15 protein-coding genes are annotated in these 14,971 nt (G+C 62.0%); 9 read left to right on the top strand and 6 right to left on the bottom strand.

The genetic code is table 11. From position 1 onward, the window contains the following. The first annotated feature begins 66 nt into the window (after positions 1 to 66). Positions 67 to 732 carry a signal peptidase I gene (lepB, locus tag NCN05_RS05205; RefSeq protein WP_115009459.1) on the top strand — a complete coding sequence of 222 codons (666 nt, stop codon included), beginning with the start codon at positions 67 to 69 and terminating at the stop codon, positions 730 to 732. On the opposite strand, the gene NCN05_RS05200 is transcribed toward lepB, so the two are convergent. Beyond that, positions 722 to 1,987, bottom strand: a complete 1,266-nt coding sequence (locus NCN05_RS05200) for an amidohydrolase family protein (protein WP_250397277.1) — start codon at positions 1,985 to 1,987, stop codon at positions 722 to 724. The genes lepB and NCN05_RS05200 overlap by 11 nt on opposite strands. Before the next feature lie 4 nt (positions 1,988 to 1,991). Further along, positions 1,992 to 3,320 carry a histidine phosphatase family protein gene (locus NCN05_RS05195; protein WP_250397276.1) on the bottom strand — a complete coding sequence of 443 codons (1,329 nt, stop codon included), beginning with the start codon at positions 3,318 to 3,320 and terminating at the stop codon, positions 1,992 to 1,994. 76 nt (positions 3,321 to 3,396) lie between these two features. On the opposite strand from NCN05_RS05195, the gene NCN05_RS05190 reads away from it, so the two are divergent. From NCN05_RS05190 to NCN05_RS05160, 7 genes are all read left to right on the top strand, one after another. Then, positions 3,397 to 4,659 carry a CPBP family intramembrane glutamic endopeptidase gene (locus tag NCN05_RS05190; RefSeq protein ID WP_250397275.1) on the top strand — a complete coding sequence of 421 codons (1,263 nt, stop codon included), beginning with the start codon at positions 3,397 to 3,399 and terminating at the stop codon, positions 4,657 to 4,659. A 3-nt stretch (positions 4,660 to 4,662) separates the two neighbouring features. Continuing rightward, the gene (locus NCN05_RS05185) at positions 4,663 to 5,151 is read left to right on the top strand and encodes a hypothetical protein (protein ID WP_250397274.1); all 489 of its coding nucleotides are present in this window, start codon (positions 4,663 to 4,665) and stop codon (positions 5,149 to 5,151) included. Further along, positions 5,151 to 6,956, top strand: a complete 1,806-nt coding sequence (locus NCN05_RS05180) for a peptidoglycan D,D-transpeptidase FtsI family protein (RefSeq protein ID WP_250397273.1) — start codon at positions 5,151 to 5,153, stop codon at positions 6,954 to 6,956. Before NCN05_RS05185 ends, NCN05_RS05180 begins: the two co-directional genes overlap by 1 nt. Positions 6,957 to 7,004: 48 nt before the next feature. After that, positions 7,005 to 8,177, top strand: a complete 1,173-nt coding sequence (locus tag NCN05_RS05175; RefSeq protein ID WP_250397272.1) for a transaldolase — start codon at positions 7,005 to 7,007, stop codon at positions 8,175 to 8,177. A gap of 14 nt (positions 8,178 to 8,191) precedes the next feature. After that, a complete protein-coding gene (locus NCN05_RS05170) occupies positions 8,192 to 8,575 on the top strand; it encodes a cyclic nucleotide-binding domain-containing protein (protein WP_115132113.1) in 384 nt (127 codons plus the stop codon). A 90-nt stretch (positions 8,576 to 8,665) separates the two neighbouring features. Further along, the gene (locus tag NCN05_RS05165) at positions 8,666 to 10,021 is read left to right on the top strand and encodes an MFS transporter (protein ID WP_250397271.1); all 1,356 of its coding nucleotides are present in this window, start codon (positions 8,666 to 8,668) and stop codon (positions 10,019 to 10,021) included. A gap of 53 nt (positions 10,022 to 10,074) precedes the next feature. After that, positions 10,075 to 11,556 (top strand): FAD-binding domain-containing protein, encoded by a 1,482-nt coding sequence (locus NCN05_RS05160; protein ID WP_250397270.1) that lies wholly within the window; start codon positions 10,075 to 10,077, stop codon positions 11,554 to 11,556. Here NCN05_RS05160 and NCN05_RS05155 read toward each other — a convergent pair. Genes NCN05_RS05155 through pyrH form a run of 3 tightly spaced genes read right to left on the bottom strand, consistent with a single transcriptional unit; the run spans position 11,553 to position 13,998 of the window. Beyond that, complete coding sequence (locus tag NCN05_RS05155) at positions 11,553 to 12,698, bottom strand: NAD(P)/FAD-dependent oxidoreductase (protein ID WP_250397269.1); 1,146 nt, start codon at positions 12,696 to 12,698, stop codon at positions 11,553 to 11,555. The two genes, NCN05_RS05160 and NCN05_RS05155, sit on opposite strands and share 4 nt — an antisense overlap. Beyond that, complete coding sequence (frr, locus tag NCN05_RS05150; RefSeq protein ID WP_115132871.1) at positions 12,695 to 13,243, bottom strand: ribosome recycling factor; 549 nt, start codon at positions 13,241 to 13,243, stop codon at positions 12,695 to 12,697. The genes NCN05_RS05155 and frr overlap by 4 nt, the downstream gene beginning before the upstream one ends. 41 nt (positions 13,244 to 13,284) lie before the next feature. Further along, the gene (gene pyrH, locus NCN05_RS05145; protein ID WP_250397268.1) at positions 13,285 to 13,998 is read right to left on the bottom strand and encodes a UMP kinase; all 714 of its coding nucleotides are present in this window, start codon (positions 13,996 to 13,998) and stop codon (positions 13,285 to 13,287) included. Positions 13,999 to 14,081: 83 nt separating this feature from the next. On the opposite strand from pyrH, the gene NCN05_RS05140 reads away from it, so the two are divergent. Then, positions 14,082 to 14,276 (top strand): hypothetical protein, encoded by a 195-nt coding sequence (locus NCN05_RS05140; RefSeq protein ID WP_114988539.1) that lies wholly within the window; start codon positions 14,082 to 14,084, stop codon positions 14,274 to 14,276. 18 nt (positions 14,277 to 14,294) lie between these two features. On the opposite strand, the gene cobO is transcribed toward NCN05_RS05140, so the two are convergent. Beyond that, entirely contained in the window at positions 14,295 to 14,960 is a 666-nt protein-coding gene (gene cobO / locus NCN05_RS05135; RefSeq protein ID WP_250397267.1) for a cob(I)yrinic acid a,c-diamide adenosyltransferase, read from the bottom strand. Positions 14,961 to 14,971: the final 11 nt, after the last annotated feature.

Raw genomic sequence — 14,971 nt, 5'->3', positions numbered from 1 at the left:
CTCCCCCTATCGTGGGTCGAAAGATTGAGCCTGCCCACATTGAACGCGGAGAGAGAACCTTCCGATGTGAAGGGCAGAGTGAGCGCGATCTGGGAGTTCTGGGCCCCTTTTCTGTTCACGGTTTCGCTGTATCTCCTGCTTCGGCAGTTCGCCTTCGAAGCCCGCTACATCCCTTCGGGATCGATGCTGCCGGGGCTTCAGGTGGGCGACAAGTTGATCGTCGAGAAGCTGTCCTACCGCTCCCGGCCTCCTCAGCGGGGGGAGATCGTTGTGTTCAATTCCCCCAGTGCCTTTGATCCCGTCTGGAAATTGGAGGGGGGGCAACCCAATCCACTGAAGTGCGGCTTCGTCACCTTCCCGGGCATCAGCTGGGTTGTGGATCGTGTGTTGTTGCAGCGTTATCCCGAATGTGAGGCCTGGATCAAACGGGTGGTGGGTGTTCCTGGTGATGTCGTGGAGGTGAACAGCCGTGGTGCCGTGAGCATCAACGGCACGGCCTTCAACGAGCCTTACGTCACCAATTTCTGCTCCGATCGCGACGGAATGATTGGCTGCAAGGGCCTCTATGCCGTGGTCCCCGAAGGCAACGTTGTTGTTCTGGGCGACAACCGCCGCAACAGCCAGGACGCCCGTCGTTGGCCAGGCGGCCCGTTTTTGCCAGACGATCAGATCATTGGCCGTGCCGTCTTCCGCTTCTGGCCCCCTTCGCGCATCGGTTCGCTCAGCAATTGAGGCCACAGGCCACAACGCGTCCCTGAAGCTCGCGGCCCAGCCAGGGAATGTTGGCGGCACGCGGTGCGCCGGGGGTGTTGCTGCTGATGGTCCAGCGTTGATTTGGATCGAACAGCAGCCAGCGCCGGCTGCCCTGCTCAAGCTGTTCAGGGGGCTGGTCGATCAGGGCCGAAGGCCCAAAGCTGAGGGCCTGCCAGAGATCTTCCGTGCTCCAGCGGCCCGGCCGCACCAGGGCATTCCACAGCGCAGCAAGCACCACATGGTGGCCGCTGAGGCCTGCGGGGCGCTGGTCGCCCGGCAACAGCATGTCCTCCGCATCCAGAGGAACAGCATGCACAGCCACGGCGGTGATCGTTCGCTGCTGAACGGCCTGGATCAACTGCTCGCGATCGTCCGGGCCACCGAGGGAGGGGCAGACGCGCCAGCCCGGATCGCTGCTGGCCAGCATGCTGCGGTCGGTGAGGAGATGCCACCAGCTCACGCTGCTCAGGGGCGGGAACTCGCAGCCTGAAAGCTGCTGCACCGCTGCTGCAGTGGAGAGGTTCATCAGCCGCAGCTGTCGTTCCGGATGGCGTTGATGCAGCAGCAGCAACTGGCTGAGGGGAATGGTCTCGCTGGTGATTGGATCCGCTGGCCACCCGGCCCGCAGCGTCTCCACGCCTTCCCGCACCAGCCCCTCTCCCTGTAGCGCGGGATCCCGGGGTGCTACGAGCACTGGGCATCCCCCCATCTCTCCGAGCAGCAGTCCCCGTTCCAGCAACGGGGTTGGAACCATGGCGTCATCATCCGCCAGTCCGATGGCACCGTGTTCGAGAAGATCGCCGTGGGGGGCGAGTTCATCCGCCTTGCCGCCGCGGCTGAAGCCTCCCCAAAGGTGCAGACGAACCGCTGCTGTTTGATCCTGCTCGAGGCTGAATCCCTGGAGCCGCTCCGGACAATCGCGCCAGCTGCTGCTGCGGGGAAGCAGACCAATCTGGCCATAGCCCCCTGCGGCGGCACAGTGGCGAAGGCTTACGGCTCTTTCTTGATCCCCACTGAAGGGGGTCTCAAGGATGGAATGGGGATCCACCAGGCAGGGGGCGACCAGTTGATCCGGTGCTGGGCTGGCCTTGATGCCCAGGCCCAGGGCCTGCTGCCGGGCCTCGTCGTCAAAGCCGACGAGAACCCCCTGGTGGATCAGGACTGCACCGAGCTGCACTGAATGTCCGGGGCCACGCAGGACGCGCACCGGATCCAGCAGCAAGGTGTCGTTCATGACGTCAGAGAGCGCCTGCTGCCGTGCGGTCAATCACGCTTCCGAAGTGGGAGGTGAGGTTAAGGCAGGTCACCACTGCAGGCTGGCCTGGATCGGCGGCGATGTCGACCACCGTGACACCACCGTTGCCTTGTTTGACGGCCCAGATGTCGGCCGGGGTCAGCCCCAACAGGTCGCAGAGGATCGTTTTGTTGACGGCGTCGTGGGCCACCACCAGCACAGTTTCCTCAGGCTTCAGCTCGCCAGCGATCTCTCCCCAGCTCCGGACGGAACGGGCCCACACGTCCTGAATGGTTTCCCCTTCAGGCATCTGCACGGTTTCCGGAGTCCGTTTCCAGGTGTCCAGCAACTCCGACCAGTCCTCTCTGATTTCGGATTCGAGCTTGCCTTCCCAGACTCCGTGTCCGATCTCCACCAGTCCGTCGATCTGGGTCAGGGGCACATCGGGATGCGCCTCGAGAATGATCTCGGCCGTTTCGGTTGGGCGCGACAGCGTGCTGCTCCAGGCCCGATCGATGGGGATGTCTTTGAGGAAATCGCGGGCGGCCGCGGCTTGACGGCGACCGTTCTCATTCAGCGGGATATCGATCTGCCCTTGGAAGCGCCCGGCTTTGTTCCAGTCGGTTTCGCCGTGTCGCACCAAAATCAGCCTGGCGTTTTTGCCCTTCTCAGGCAGCGGTTGCAGGTGTGTGGTGCTGTTCAGGCATTCGATCTGCACCTGGGGTCCGTTGTCTCCTGGCCGGATGTTGAAGACCGAAAGGGAGGTGTTGTCGACGCGTAGACGCCGGAAGCCGTGGTCGGGTTCCCCCAGCAGCACCAGCATCAGGCAGCGCAGGATGGCGTTGTGGGCCACCACCAGCACCGTGTCGTTGCCGGTGGCGGGATGGCGCTCCAACAGCGTGCTGATGAAGCCACGCGCCTGCTCCATCAGCTCAGGTAGTGGCTTGTAGCTCGAACCATCACGACGCTGGAGCTCCAGCTCCATGGGCCGCTGCTTCCAGATCTTGTAGGCCTCCGTTGAGCCTTGCATCAGCTCGTCGATGGTCTGGCCGGACCAGGGCTCAAGATCCACTTCCAGCAGTCCGTCATCAAAGACGGGATCTGGGGTCTGGCCGCCTTGGGTCTCCAGCAGGCTCGCCGTCGTCGCGGCCGCCCGCTGCAAAGGAGAGCTGTAGATGGCCTGAATGCTCACATCTTGGAGGGAGCGGCCCAGGGCCCGGGCCTGCTCATGCCCCTCCTCGCTGAGGTTCGAGAGATCATCGCGGCCCTGGATCCGCCGTTCCTTGTTGAAACTGCTGAGACCGTGGCGGACCAGAAGAAGACGAAGGGGCACGGTTCAGCGTCAGGGCGCGGCCATCGTATGGAAGCGGCCTTTCGGGGGGACAATCGTGGGCAGTTGACGCCCGCTGGTGCCCAGTTCCCCACAACCGGTTTCCCCGCGCTGGAAGGGACTTCTGGCGGCCTTGTCCCTCGTATTGGCTGGTTTCATCTGGTTGTCGGGTTTGCTGGACAGCCTCTCGCGACCTTCGGTGGCACCGGCCCTGAGCCTTCAACAGCAGGAGCTGACGCTTCTTGCTGAACCAGCGGTGCCGCACCCGTTGCGGGAGGCTCTTCTGGGGGAGTCGCCGCGGGATGCGCTGCTCAAGGCCCTGGAGGGCATCAGCCCAGAGGAGCGCAATGAGCGGCAGCAACAGATGCTCCTGTTGTTGCAGGGCCAAGGTTCCGCATCAGCGGAGCTCGATCGCCAAGGCGACGACCCATTGCTCCAGCAGCTGCATTGCGAAGCGGGCGCCTCTGACCCGACGCTCTGTATCGATGCTGCAGCCGCGGGGCAAGCGGCGTTCCGTTTGGCCGTCAGCACGGTGCTGCCCCTGGTGACAGCCCTGCTGGGTGGACTGTTGCTGCTTGGTCAGGCCTGGCGTCTGCTGCGAGGTCGGCTGATGGCCTGGCCCGATGTTCAGGGGCCGGAGCTGACCCTGGTTGATATGGCCCTGCTGGTGGCCGGTGGCTTTGTGGTGATCAGTGCCGTTGGTGTTCCGCTGCTGGCGTTTCCCTTGGTGGGTGCACTGACGGCGGGGCTGGGCAGCCCTCGTCGTGAAGCCGTGAGTGTGGTGATCAATTACGGCGTGATGGCCCTGCCGAGCCTGCTGATCCTCTGGCGACAACTGCGTTCTTTGCCCGGGGAGAGGGCACCGCTGGGGGGGTGGATGCAGTGGCGCGTGCGTCCGCTGCTTTCAGCTCTGCGGGACGCCCTGGCGGGATGGTTGATGGTGACGCCGGTGGTGATGCTCACGGGCTGGTTGCTCGTGCGCCTGGTCGGTGATCCCGGGGGCAGCAATCCGCTGTTGGAGTTGGTGCTCGGCAGCCGTGATCCGCTTGCCCTGGCCTTGCTTGCTCTCACTGCGGTTGTGCTGGCCCCGCTGTTTGAGGAAACGATTTTCCGCGGTGCCTTGCTGCCGGTGTTGGCGACCCGACTCGGTCCCCTCCCGGGGGTTCTGCTCAGTGGCCTGTTGTTTGCCATGGCCCACATCAGTGTTGGCGAGTTGGCGCCGCTCACGGTTTTGGGGGTTGGGCTTGGTTTGGTGCGGCTGCGCAGCGGACGCCTGTGGCCCTCGGTGCTGATGCATGGGCTCTGGAACGCCGTGACGTTCCTCAACCTGCTGCTGCTCTGAACCTTGCCCCGCCTTTCTGCAGGTGGTTCACTGGCCTATTCGCCTGTGATCCCGGTGGTTGCCGCTCCGGAACAGCGTGCATCGACCACAGCTTTCGAGCTGATTCAAGGGTCACTGTCCTCCGGACGCATTGCACGACGCTCGCCTCTTCTCGGGGGGCTCCATCGCCTGATGGACGGCACGCTGCTGGGGTTGATTGCGGCGGTTGCCGTTCTGGCTGGTCTCACGCTGCACTGGCAGCATCGCTGGACTGTGGCCTTCCGCCTGCTGGAGGCAACCCGAACCCAGGCGCACCGGTTGACGGAATCAACCGCTGTGCTGGAACAGCATCTGTTGCTGCGGTCTCAGCAGCCCAACCGTCTGGTGCCAACGCAGGTGGCCAATCTGGTGCATCTTGATCGCCCTGATCTGGGCGCGTTGCAAGCCTCCGCCTCCTCGCCCATGGCATCGCTCCAGGTTCTGGGGAATCAGCCCATCCGGGCGGGGTACTGATGACGCGGGTGTCAGGGCGTCGACCCATGCGTTCGCGCCGCTCCCGCGCGCGGGTCGTTCCCCTGACCCAGGTTCCCCCCAAGCGGCTCTGGATCATTTTCTGGATCCTGGCGGCAGGCTTGCTGGGGCTGGTGGGTCGCATGGCCTGGCTGCAGTTGGTGCAGGCCCCCGACCTGGAGCAGCGTGCCCGTCAGCTGCAAACCCAGCGCACCCAACCCTTGGGGCAACGCCGTCCGATCGTCGATCGCACCGGCCGTTTGGTCGCGATGGATGAAAAGCGGTTCCGGCTCTGGGCCCATCCCCGCTACTTCAACATGCCGGGAGATGCCCCCAACCTTGTCCGCCCTGCCGAAGATGTGGCGGCGGTGTTGGCCGATCCCTTGGCTCGTCCTGCGCCTGCGCTGCTGAAGGCCATGGGAACCCAGGCCTCGGGGATTAAATTGGCTGGGGAGCTGGATCCGGAAACGGCCGATCGCATCCAGGCCCTTGGAATCAGCGGCCTGGATCTGGAGGCCTATCCCCAGCGGGTGTACCCCCAGGCGTCGTTGTTCGCCAACGTGGTGGGTTTTCTCAATGCGGAGCGGCAACCTCAAGCGGGTCTTGAGCAGAGCCGTGATGGGGATCTGGCTCGCCATGAGCAAACCCGATACATCCGCCGGGGCGCTGATGGCACGCCATTGCCGGCCAACCTCGCCCCGGGAGCCTTCTATGGCGATGATTTGCGCCTGCAGCTGACGCTGGATTCCAGGCTTCAGCAGGTGGCCCTCAAAGCTCTTGCTGAGCAGGTTGCCAAGTGGAAAGCCCAGAAGGGCGCCGCAATCGTGATGGATGCCACCAATGGTGAGTTGTTGGTGCTTGCATCGACACCCACCTATGACCCCAACCGCTACTGGGATTTCCCCACGGGGCGGTTTCGTGAATGGTCCGTTCAGGATCTCTATGAACCGGGCTCAACGTTCAAGCCGATCAACCTGGCCTTGGCCCTCCAGGACGGCGCCATTCAGGCCACGGATCGGGTGAATGATGTGGGCAAGTTGATGGTGGGTGGTTGGCCGATCAACAACCACGACAAAAAAGCCCATGGTTTGGTGGATTTCGCCACCGTGCTGCAGGTGTCAAGCAACGTCGGCATGGTCCAGGCCATGCGCCGTCTCGACGACGACGCCTACTGGAACTGGATGGAGCGTCTTGGCATCAATCAGCGTCCTGACACCGACCTCCCCGGAGCGGTGGCTGGTCAGCTCAAGAGCAAGAAGCAGTTCACCAATCAGCCGATCGAGCCGGCGACGACGGCCTTTGGTCAGGGGTTTTCGCTCACACCGCTCAAGCTGGTGCAGCTCCACGGAATGCTGGCCAATGGTGGCAAGTTGATCAGTCCCCACATCACCCGTGGCTTCCGCTCGGGTGATGCCCTGGCTCCGGCGGCTGCACCCAGTGGTCAGCAGTTGCTGAACCCGGAGGTCACCCGCACGGTGCTCCAGTGGATGGAATCTGTGGTGGATCAGGGCAGTGGCAAGGGTGTGAAAACACCCGGCTACCGAATTGGTGGCAAAACAGGAACGGCGCAGAAGGCCCTCAATGGAATCTATCTCCCAGGAGCCAAGATCTGCAGCTTTGTGGCGACCTTGCCGATTGAGGATCCCCGTTATGTGGTGTTTGTGGTGGTGGATGAGCCCCAAGGCGAACACGCCTATGGCTCCACCGTGGCCGTTCCTGTCGCTAAACAGATCATTGATGCCTTGCTGGTTGTGGAGCGCATCGCCCCCTCAAAACCTGCTGAATTGAACAAGCTTTTGAACAGCTGACGCATCAAAAAGCGCGGCTACGTTACGGGTATTGAGCCGTCTTACATCATGGCCAGCCTGCTCGATCAGCTTTCACAAATGACCGTGGTCGTTGCCGACACGGGTGATCTGGAGGCGATCCGCAAGTTCACCCCTCGGGATGCCACCACCAACCCGTCGTTGATCCTGGCTGCTGCACAGATTCCGGCCTATCAGAGCCTGATTGATGAGGCTTTGCGGTCATCGCGCAAGTTGATGGGTAGTGATGCAGCGGTGGAAGACGTGGTGCGGGAAGCGCTCGATGAGATCAGTGTGATCTTCGGCAAGGAGATCCTGAAGATTGTTCCCCGTCGTGTGTCAACGGAGGTGGATGCTCGCCTGAGTTTTGACACCGACGCCACGATTGAAAAAGGGCGCAAGCTGATTCGTCTGTACAACGATGCCGGCATCAGCAACGATCGGGTTCTGATAAAAATTGCCTCCACCTGGGAAGGCATCAAAGCTGCCGAGGTGCTTGAGAAAGAGGGGATTCACTGCAACCTCACCCTCCTGTTTGGTTTCGGTCAGGCCATTGCCTGTGCCGAAGCCGGTGTCACTCTGATCTCCCCCTTCGTGGGGCGCATCCTGGATTGGTACAAGGCTGAAACCGGACGTGATTCCTTCCCCGGACCTGAGGACCCGGGTGTGATTTCGGTGACCAAGATCTTCAACTACTACAAGACCCACGGCTACGGCACGGAGGTGATGGGGGCGAGCTTCCGCAACATCGATGAGATCACGGAGTTGGCCGGTTGTGATCTGCTCACGATTTCACCGAAGTTGTTGGATCAGCTCCGTGAGACTGATGCTGTGCTGACCCAGAAATTGGATGCCACCCATCCCACCGATGGCGAAGCCAAGATCCACGTCGATCGCGCCACCTTTGATGCACTGATGCAGGACGATCGGATGGCCAGCGACAAACTCACCGAGGGCATTAAAGGCTTCAGCAAAGCCATTGAAACCCTGGAGCATCAACTGGCCCATCGTCTGGCTGAACTGGAGGGTGGATCCGCCTTCCGCCACGCCGTTTCCGAGATCTTCATGCTCAACGACATGAACGGCGATGGCTCGATCACCCGCGACGAATGGCTCGGAAGTGATGCCATTTTTGATGCGCTCGATCAGGACCACGACGGCCTGATCTCCCAGGAGGACGTGCGCCAAGGCTTTGGCGCAGCACTGACTCTGACCTCTGTCTGAGTCGCGCTGGTTCCATGCATGCCCTCGACACCATGCGTGCTTTGGCCAGCAAGGCCGAAGTGATTCATCTCAATCAGGGTGACGTGCTGTTTCGTACCGGCGAAACCGGCACCTGCATGTACGGCCTGCTGGAGGGATCGGTGCGGCTCACCTGGATCGATTCAGCAGGCCATGAGGGACATGAAGACATCCCTGTGGGTCATGTGTTCGGCGCAGGGGCCTTGGTGATGGAGGACCATCAGCGTCTGAGCACCGCCACGGCCACCAGTGATTGCCGTTTGATTGCCATGAACCGCGACAAGTTCCTGTTTGCGGTTCAGGAGACACCGATGTTCGCAGTGCAACTCCTCGCATCGATTGATGCCCGTTTGCGGGACATCAAGTTGGCCGACGGATGATCGATGGGCGGGGCGATTTTTAAAGCGAAAACGGCATAATCCCGCAAGTTTTGAGACCAGATCGGTGCAAAGCCGTCCCCTGCGTCTGGCATGCAGTTGGGGTTGTTCCATCTCAGCCTGGGGATCCTCGGCGTCCTGATCCTGGGACTGCTGAATCGTCTGTTGATTCAAGACATCCAGGTCCCAGCGGTGCTGGCGGCTGTTGCCGTTGGTGGTCAGCAGTTGATGGGCTTCACCCGTGCCTGGTTCGGCCATCGTTCCGATCGCATCCCCATCAGCCGGCTGCGGCGCACGCCCTTCATCGTCATCAGCACTGTGGCGATTGCCCTGTTGTTCGGTGTTACCTGCCAACTGGTGCAGCACTTGGCCATCAGCATGGAGGCCTCCAGAGGTGAGCTGAATGTGCTGCTGATGGGTCTGTTGATCCTGGCTTTTGTTGGGATCGGCACCGCGATTGCCGCTGGTGGCACGGCGTTTTCAGCCTTGATTGCGGATCGCACCACGGAAGCCGAACGGCCGCGGGTGTTGTCGGTGGTGTGGGGGATGCGTCTCCTGGGGGTGTTGCTGGGAAGTGTTCTGGTGAATCAGGTGTTCGGCAGCACCGCGGTGTTGGCTGGTTTGGAGCGTCTCTCGCTGGTGACGCCGCTGCTGCTGCTGCTGCTGCTGCTGCTGCTGCTGCTTGGGGTGGTGTCGGTTTTTGGCGTGGAGTGCCGCACCACGGGCTTGATGGTGCTGGCCAGGCCAGTCCCCCCTGATGTCCCCCAGCGGTTGGCTTTGCCCCAGTTGTTGTTGCAATTGCGCACCATCCCCCAGGCCGGTTGCTTCCTCGGGGTGCTGTGCCTGTTCACCTTCAGCATGTTCCTCAACGATGCGGTGCTTGAGCCCTACGGCGCCGCCGTCTTTGGCGTGAGTTTCTGTGCCACCACATCGCTGAATGTGTTGATTGCCCTGGGCTTCTTTGCTGGCCTGGGTCTGAGTGGGTTCTTGTTGATTGAGCGTGCCGGCAACATCAGAACGGCCCGGGTGGGTGCGGTGCTGGCTGCACTGGCCTTGATGCTGATGATGTGGGCTGGGGCGGAGCAGTCGATCCCCCTGTTGCGGTCTGCCGTTGGTTTGTTTGGCCTGTCGCTTGGGGTGTGCATGAATGCCTGCCTCACCTTGATGTTCAGCTTTGTGCAGCCAGGCCGCACCGGCTTTCTGCTTGGTGTTTGGGGCGCGGGCTATGCCTATTCCTGCGGTCTGGCCACCATCAGTGGAGGCGGTCTGCTCACCTTGCTCAAAGCCTGGAACGGTGGTGATTTGTTCGCTGCCCATGGCGGCGTGTTAGGCCTGCAGATGGTTTGTTTCCTCGGTGCCGCATTGATGACGCGGCGTCTGGATGTGGTGGGTTTTCGTGAAACGGTGAAAACCCGCTTTTCCGATGTCATGGAAATGGCAGTGGATTGAAGCTTGGCTGGAGCTCCGGATCCACTAGAACCAGGTTCCCTCCATTGCAGTGAATGGCAGCGCTGCAGATCGTCTGGTTCAAGCGTGATCTGCGGATCGTTGATCACCAGCCCTTGGCGGCTGCTTTGGAGAGGGGTTTGGTGCTGCCGCTGTATGTGGTGGAGCCGGAGTTGTGGCGGCAGCCCGATGCCTCCGAGCGGCAGTGGATGTTTTGCCGGGAGTCGCTGCTGGAGTTGCGCCAGGCCTTAGCGGATCGGGGCCAACCCTTGGTGGTGCGCGCTGGGGATGTTGTGCAGGTGCTGGAACGGGCCCGTCGTCAGTTCGGCATCGATGGGCTGTGGAGCCATGAGGAAACCGGCAACGGCTGGACCTATCAACGCGACAAACGCGTGGGGGCCTGGGCCCGTCGGCACGGCATCGCCTGGACGGAACTCCCGCAGTTCGGGGTGACGCGCCGGATGCGCAGCCGCAATGGCTGGGCCAAACGCTGGGAGGTTCAGATGACAGAGCCCATCACACCCGAGCCGGCCGCATTGCAATCGCTGGAGGGCATTGATCCCGGAGTGATCCCGGAGCGCCCCAGTTCAGAGCTGTTTTCGGATACGTGTCCGCAGCGTCAGATGGGAGGGCGTTCGATCGGCCTGGAGGAGTTGAACGACTTTTTGCAGCACCGCGCCCCGCGCTATCAACGGTCGATGTCGAGCCCCAACACCGCGTTCACCGGTTGTTCGCGCCTGTCGGCTTATCTCACCTGGGGTTGTCTCTCGATGCGGGAAGTGCTGCAGACCAGCCGCACCCACAGCGGCCGCGGCGTCAGCAGCTTTGAATCACGGCTGCACTGGCACTGCCATTTCATTCAGAAGCTGGAGGATCAGCCGGCGATTGAATTCAGCGATTTCCATCCGTTTATGCGGGGCATTCGCGCAGCGGACGCCGAGCGCTTGACGGCCTGGAGCGAAGGTCGCACCGGCGTTCCTTTTGTGGATGCTTGCATGCGCGCCTTGCGGGCCCATGGCTGGATCAACTTCCGCATGCGGGCGATGTTGATGTCTTTTGCTAGCTACAACCTCTGGCTGCCCTGGAGAGACAGTGGCCTGCATCTGGCCCGTCAGTTTGTGGATTACGAACCGGGGATTCACTGGAGCCAGTGCCAGATGCAATCGGGCAGCACCTCGATCAACACGATTCGGATTTACAACCCGATCAAGCAGGGCATGGACCACGACCCCCAAGGGCTGTTCATTCGTCAGTGGTGTCCTGAACTCAAGGATGTGCCCACGATTCACATCCATAAGCCCTGGATGCTGGGTGGTGGCATGCCAGCACCGATCGTTGATGTCACCGCATCAATGCAGGATGCCAAAGATCGCATCTGGGAGATTCGCCGATCGGCTGGTTTTGATCGCCATGCCGATGCGATTCAGCGCAAGCATGGCTCCCGCAAGGCGGGGTTGAAGCCAACAACGGCTCGCCGCCGCCGGCGCAAACCACAGCAGCCCGACAACGGCAGCCAGCAGCTCAGCCTCGGTCTTTAGTTGCGCTGCAGCAGCAGCCGCTTGATCACCCGTTGGGCGATGTCGCCATAGCCCATCTCCCCGGAGAGAATCTGAGCAATTCGCCGTGGTGCGGTGGGCCGCTTGATCCCCAGCTGATACCCCACACCGGGGAAGCGGTAAAAGACCTGGGCAATGCGCCGGCCCCAGGCCATCGACTCACCCCAGCGCTCCCGCATGCTGCGGCTGTAGCCCCGCAGATCCTTGCTGTCACCCTTGAGCCATTGGTTCAGATGTCGAGCCGCCTCGCAGCCACTCATCAGGGCAGGGCGTAGCCCTTCTGCCAGAAATGGGTCGCAAAGCGATGCCGCATCCCCCACCACCACAATGCCGTTGCCATCAAGACGGTGATGGCCGTTCCACACCCGCAGTTGGCCGCGCTGACGGATGCCTGCATCGGCGGCGAAACCCAGATCCGGCAAGAGCTGAGCCAGGACCTGCTCCGGGTCGGCGTCTTGCTTGCCGATGAAACTGCCCACACCGATGTTCACACCACCTGAGAGGGGAAAGGCCCAGGCGAAGCCCTGTTTCACCAGGCCGAATTCAAAGCGGGTGGTGCCATCTCTGAGTTTGCCTTGACCCTCGAGCCGCACCGACATGGTGGTGGCCATCTGGGGCTGTTTGGCTCCCAGGCCGAGCCGTTGGGGCCAAGGGGACCCCGAACCGTCGGCGATCACCACGGCACGCCCCTGCCAATGGCGTCCGTCGGTTGCCGTGACTTGCCAGACGTCTCCATGGCGCCGGATGTCATTGACTTCAACGCCCTCAAGGCGTTCAGCTCCCGCCTGAATGGCCTGGTCTGAAAGCAGTTGATCCAGCGTTTCGCGGCGCACGATCCAGAACGGTGCATCCCCTGGCAACTCGGCCACCACTGGATCCTCCAGGCACCAGCTGAAATCCACTTGCCGGATCACCTGCTCTACCGCTGGCTCCAGGGAAAACGGAAACCACTGCTGCACGGAGGCCGCCATGCCACCACCACAGGGTTTGATCCTTGGCTCGGCGTCGCGCTCCAGCGTCAGAACGTCATGGCCCGCTAATGCAAGATGAACCGCCGAAGCACCGCCAGCGGCCCCGGACCCGACGATCAGGACGTCATGGGTCCGATCTGATTCGTTGCTCACACCTTGAGGATGTCGGCTTCCTTGGTGGCCAGGTGTTGTTCCAGCTCAGCGATGAATTTGTCGAGCGTTTTCTGAATGCTGTCTTGTTCGTCGCGGCTCTGGTCTTCGGAGAACTCGCCTTCCTTTTCCTGCTTCTTGATCTTGTCGATCGCGTCGCGGCGCAGGTTGCGCAGGGCCACCTTGCCTTCTTCGGCGTACTTCGAGGCCAGCTTGCAGAATTCCTTGCGGCGTTCCTCGGTGAGGGGCGGCACGTTGATGCGGATGATCTTGCCGTCGTTGTTGGGGGTGAAGCCCAGCTCACTCATCGCGATGGCCTTCTCGATCGAGGCCAGGGCGCTGATGTCGAACGGTTGGATCTGGATGGTCTGGGAGTCTGGGGTCGACAGGGTCGCCAGCGACTTCAGCGGCGTGTCAGCGCCGTAGTACTCCACGCTGATGCGATCCAGCAGGGAGGAATTGGCCCGGCCGGTGCGGATCGTGTTGAAGTTGCGCTGGGTGGCCTCCACCGACTTGCGCATGCTGGCTTCGAGGTCCTGGGTCGACATGGTTGCTGAGGGAGGAGGCGTGCGAACTGGGTTGGCGTTGTTTAGGAGGGGTCGCCGATGCGGGACCCGATCGGTTCCCCGGCCACGGCTCTGCCGATGTTGCCAGGTTCAAACAGGTTGAAGACAACAATCGGGATGTTGTTGTCTTTGCAAAGGGCGATGGCGGTGCTGTCCATGACACCTAACTCGCCGCTGAGCACGTCCTGATAGCTCAGCTGCGCGTGCTTCACCGCGTCGGCGTGCTTGGCCGGGTCTTTGTCGTAGACCCCATCCACCTTGGTGGCTTTGAACACCACATCGGCATTGATTTCGGCAGCCCGTAGGGCAGCGGTGGTGTCGGTGGTGAAGAACGGGTTGCCGCAACCGGCGCCAAACACCACCACCCGATTTTTCTCTAGATGCCGGATCGCTTTGCGACGGATGTACGGCTCCGCCACTTCCTGCATGGCGATGGCGGTCTGTACTCGGGTGGGAACACCAGCCCTCTCGAGCCCGTCCTGGAGGGTGATGGCGTTCATCACCGTGGCCAACATGCCGACGTAGTCAGCTGTGGCTCTCTCCATGCCCGCTGCAGACCCCTTCAGCCCGCGGAAGATGTTGCCGCCGCCCACGACGATCGCCAGCTGGGTGTCATTGGCCACCACCTTGGCCACATCGGAAGCAATCGACTGAACAATGGCGGGATCGATGCCATAGCCCTGAGATCCCATCAGAGCTTCGCCGCTGAGTTTCAGCAGGACGCGTGTGTAGGTCATCTACGGTCCAGATCCTTTCGACAGTAGCAAGCACTGGCACAAGCCTCTGATCGCCGCTTGGATGGGGAAACCGCGGCTGTTTGATGCCAGAGACCGATGCCACCCAAAGCGGTGTGATGGCCCGTCTCACGCTTTCAGCCCTGGAACGGGCCAGTCAGGATCCCGACTGTTGGCGTGAACCGGTGGTGCATCGCGCATTGTTGGTGAGTGGGCTGTCGGTGCTCACCGCGGCCACCCGTCATCTTCAGGATGATCTCGAGGCGGCTGAAGCGGCCTGAGGCCGACTGGTTCAACCCTTAAAACTCGATGCCTGCCTGGGCCTTCACCCCCTGTTCGCGGAAGGGGTGGTGCACCAGGGTCATCTCCGTCACCAGATCGGCCCGCTCTACAAGCTCGGCTGGTGCACCCCTGCCGGTCAACGCAACGTGGGTGAGCTCCGGTCGTTCATTCAATCCGGCGATCACCGTATGGGCCTCGATGTAGCCCAGTTTCAAGGCCACGTTCAGTTCGTCCAGCAGCACCAATTTCACGCTGGCATCGCGCAAGTAGCCCAGGGCCGTCTGCCAGGCCGCCTCCACCAGTTGCTGATCCCGCTCTCGGTTCTGGGTTTCCCAGGTGAAGCCTTCCCCCAGGGCATGCCAGCTCACCTGATCACCGAAGGCCTGCAGTGCTCGTGCTTCGCCGGGCTCCCAGCCCCCCTTGATGAACTGAACAATCGCCACCCGCTCGCCATGGCCAAGGGTGCGCAGCACCAGCCCAAGCCCGGCGGTGGTTTTTCCCTTGCCCTGGCCGGTGAACACCAGCACCAGGCCCTTCTCCTTGTTGCGTTCCTCCACCCGTTGCTTCTGCACCTGCTGGCGCCGCTCCATCCGTTTGCGGTAACCGGCATCGTCGGTTTCTGGGGCGAGCTTGCCCCCCATGCCCAGTTCCGCGGCGGATTGATCGAGGTCGTTCGTGCTCATGGGGAGAGGGG

The organism is Synechococcus sp. MU1651 (assembly GCF_023630635.1).
Classification (GTDB): Bacteria; Cyanobacteriota; Cyanobacteriia; order PCC-6307; family Cyanobiaceae; genus Parasynechococcus.
This window is presented reverse-complemented; position numbering and strand designations above follow the sequence as displayed.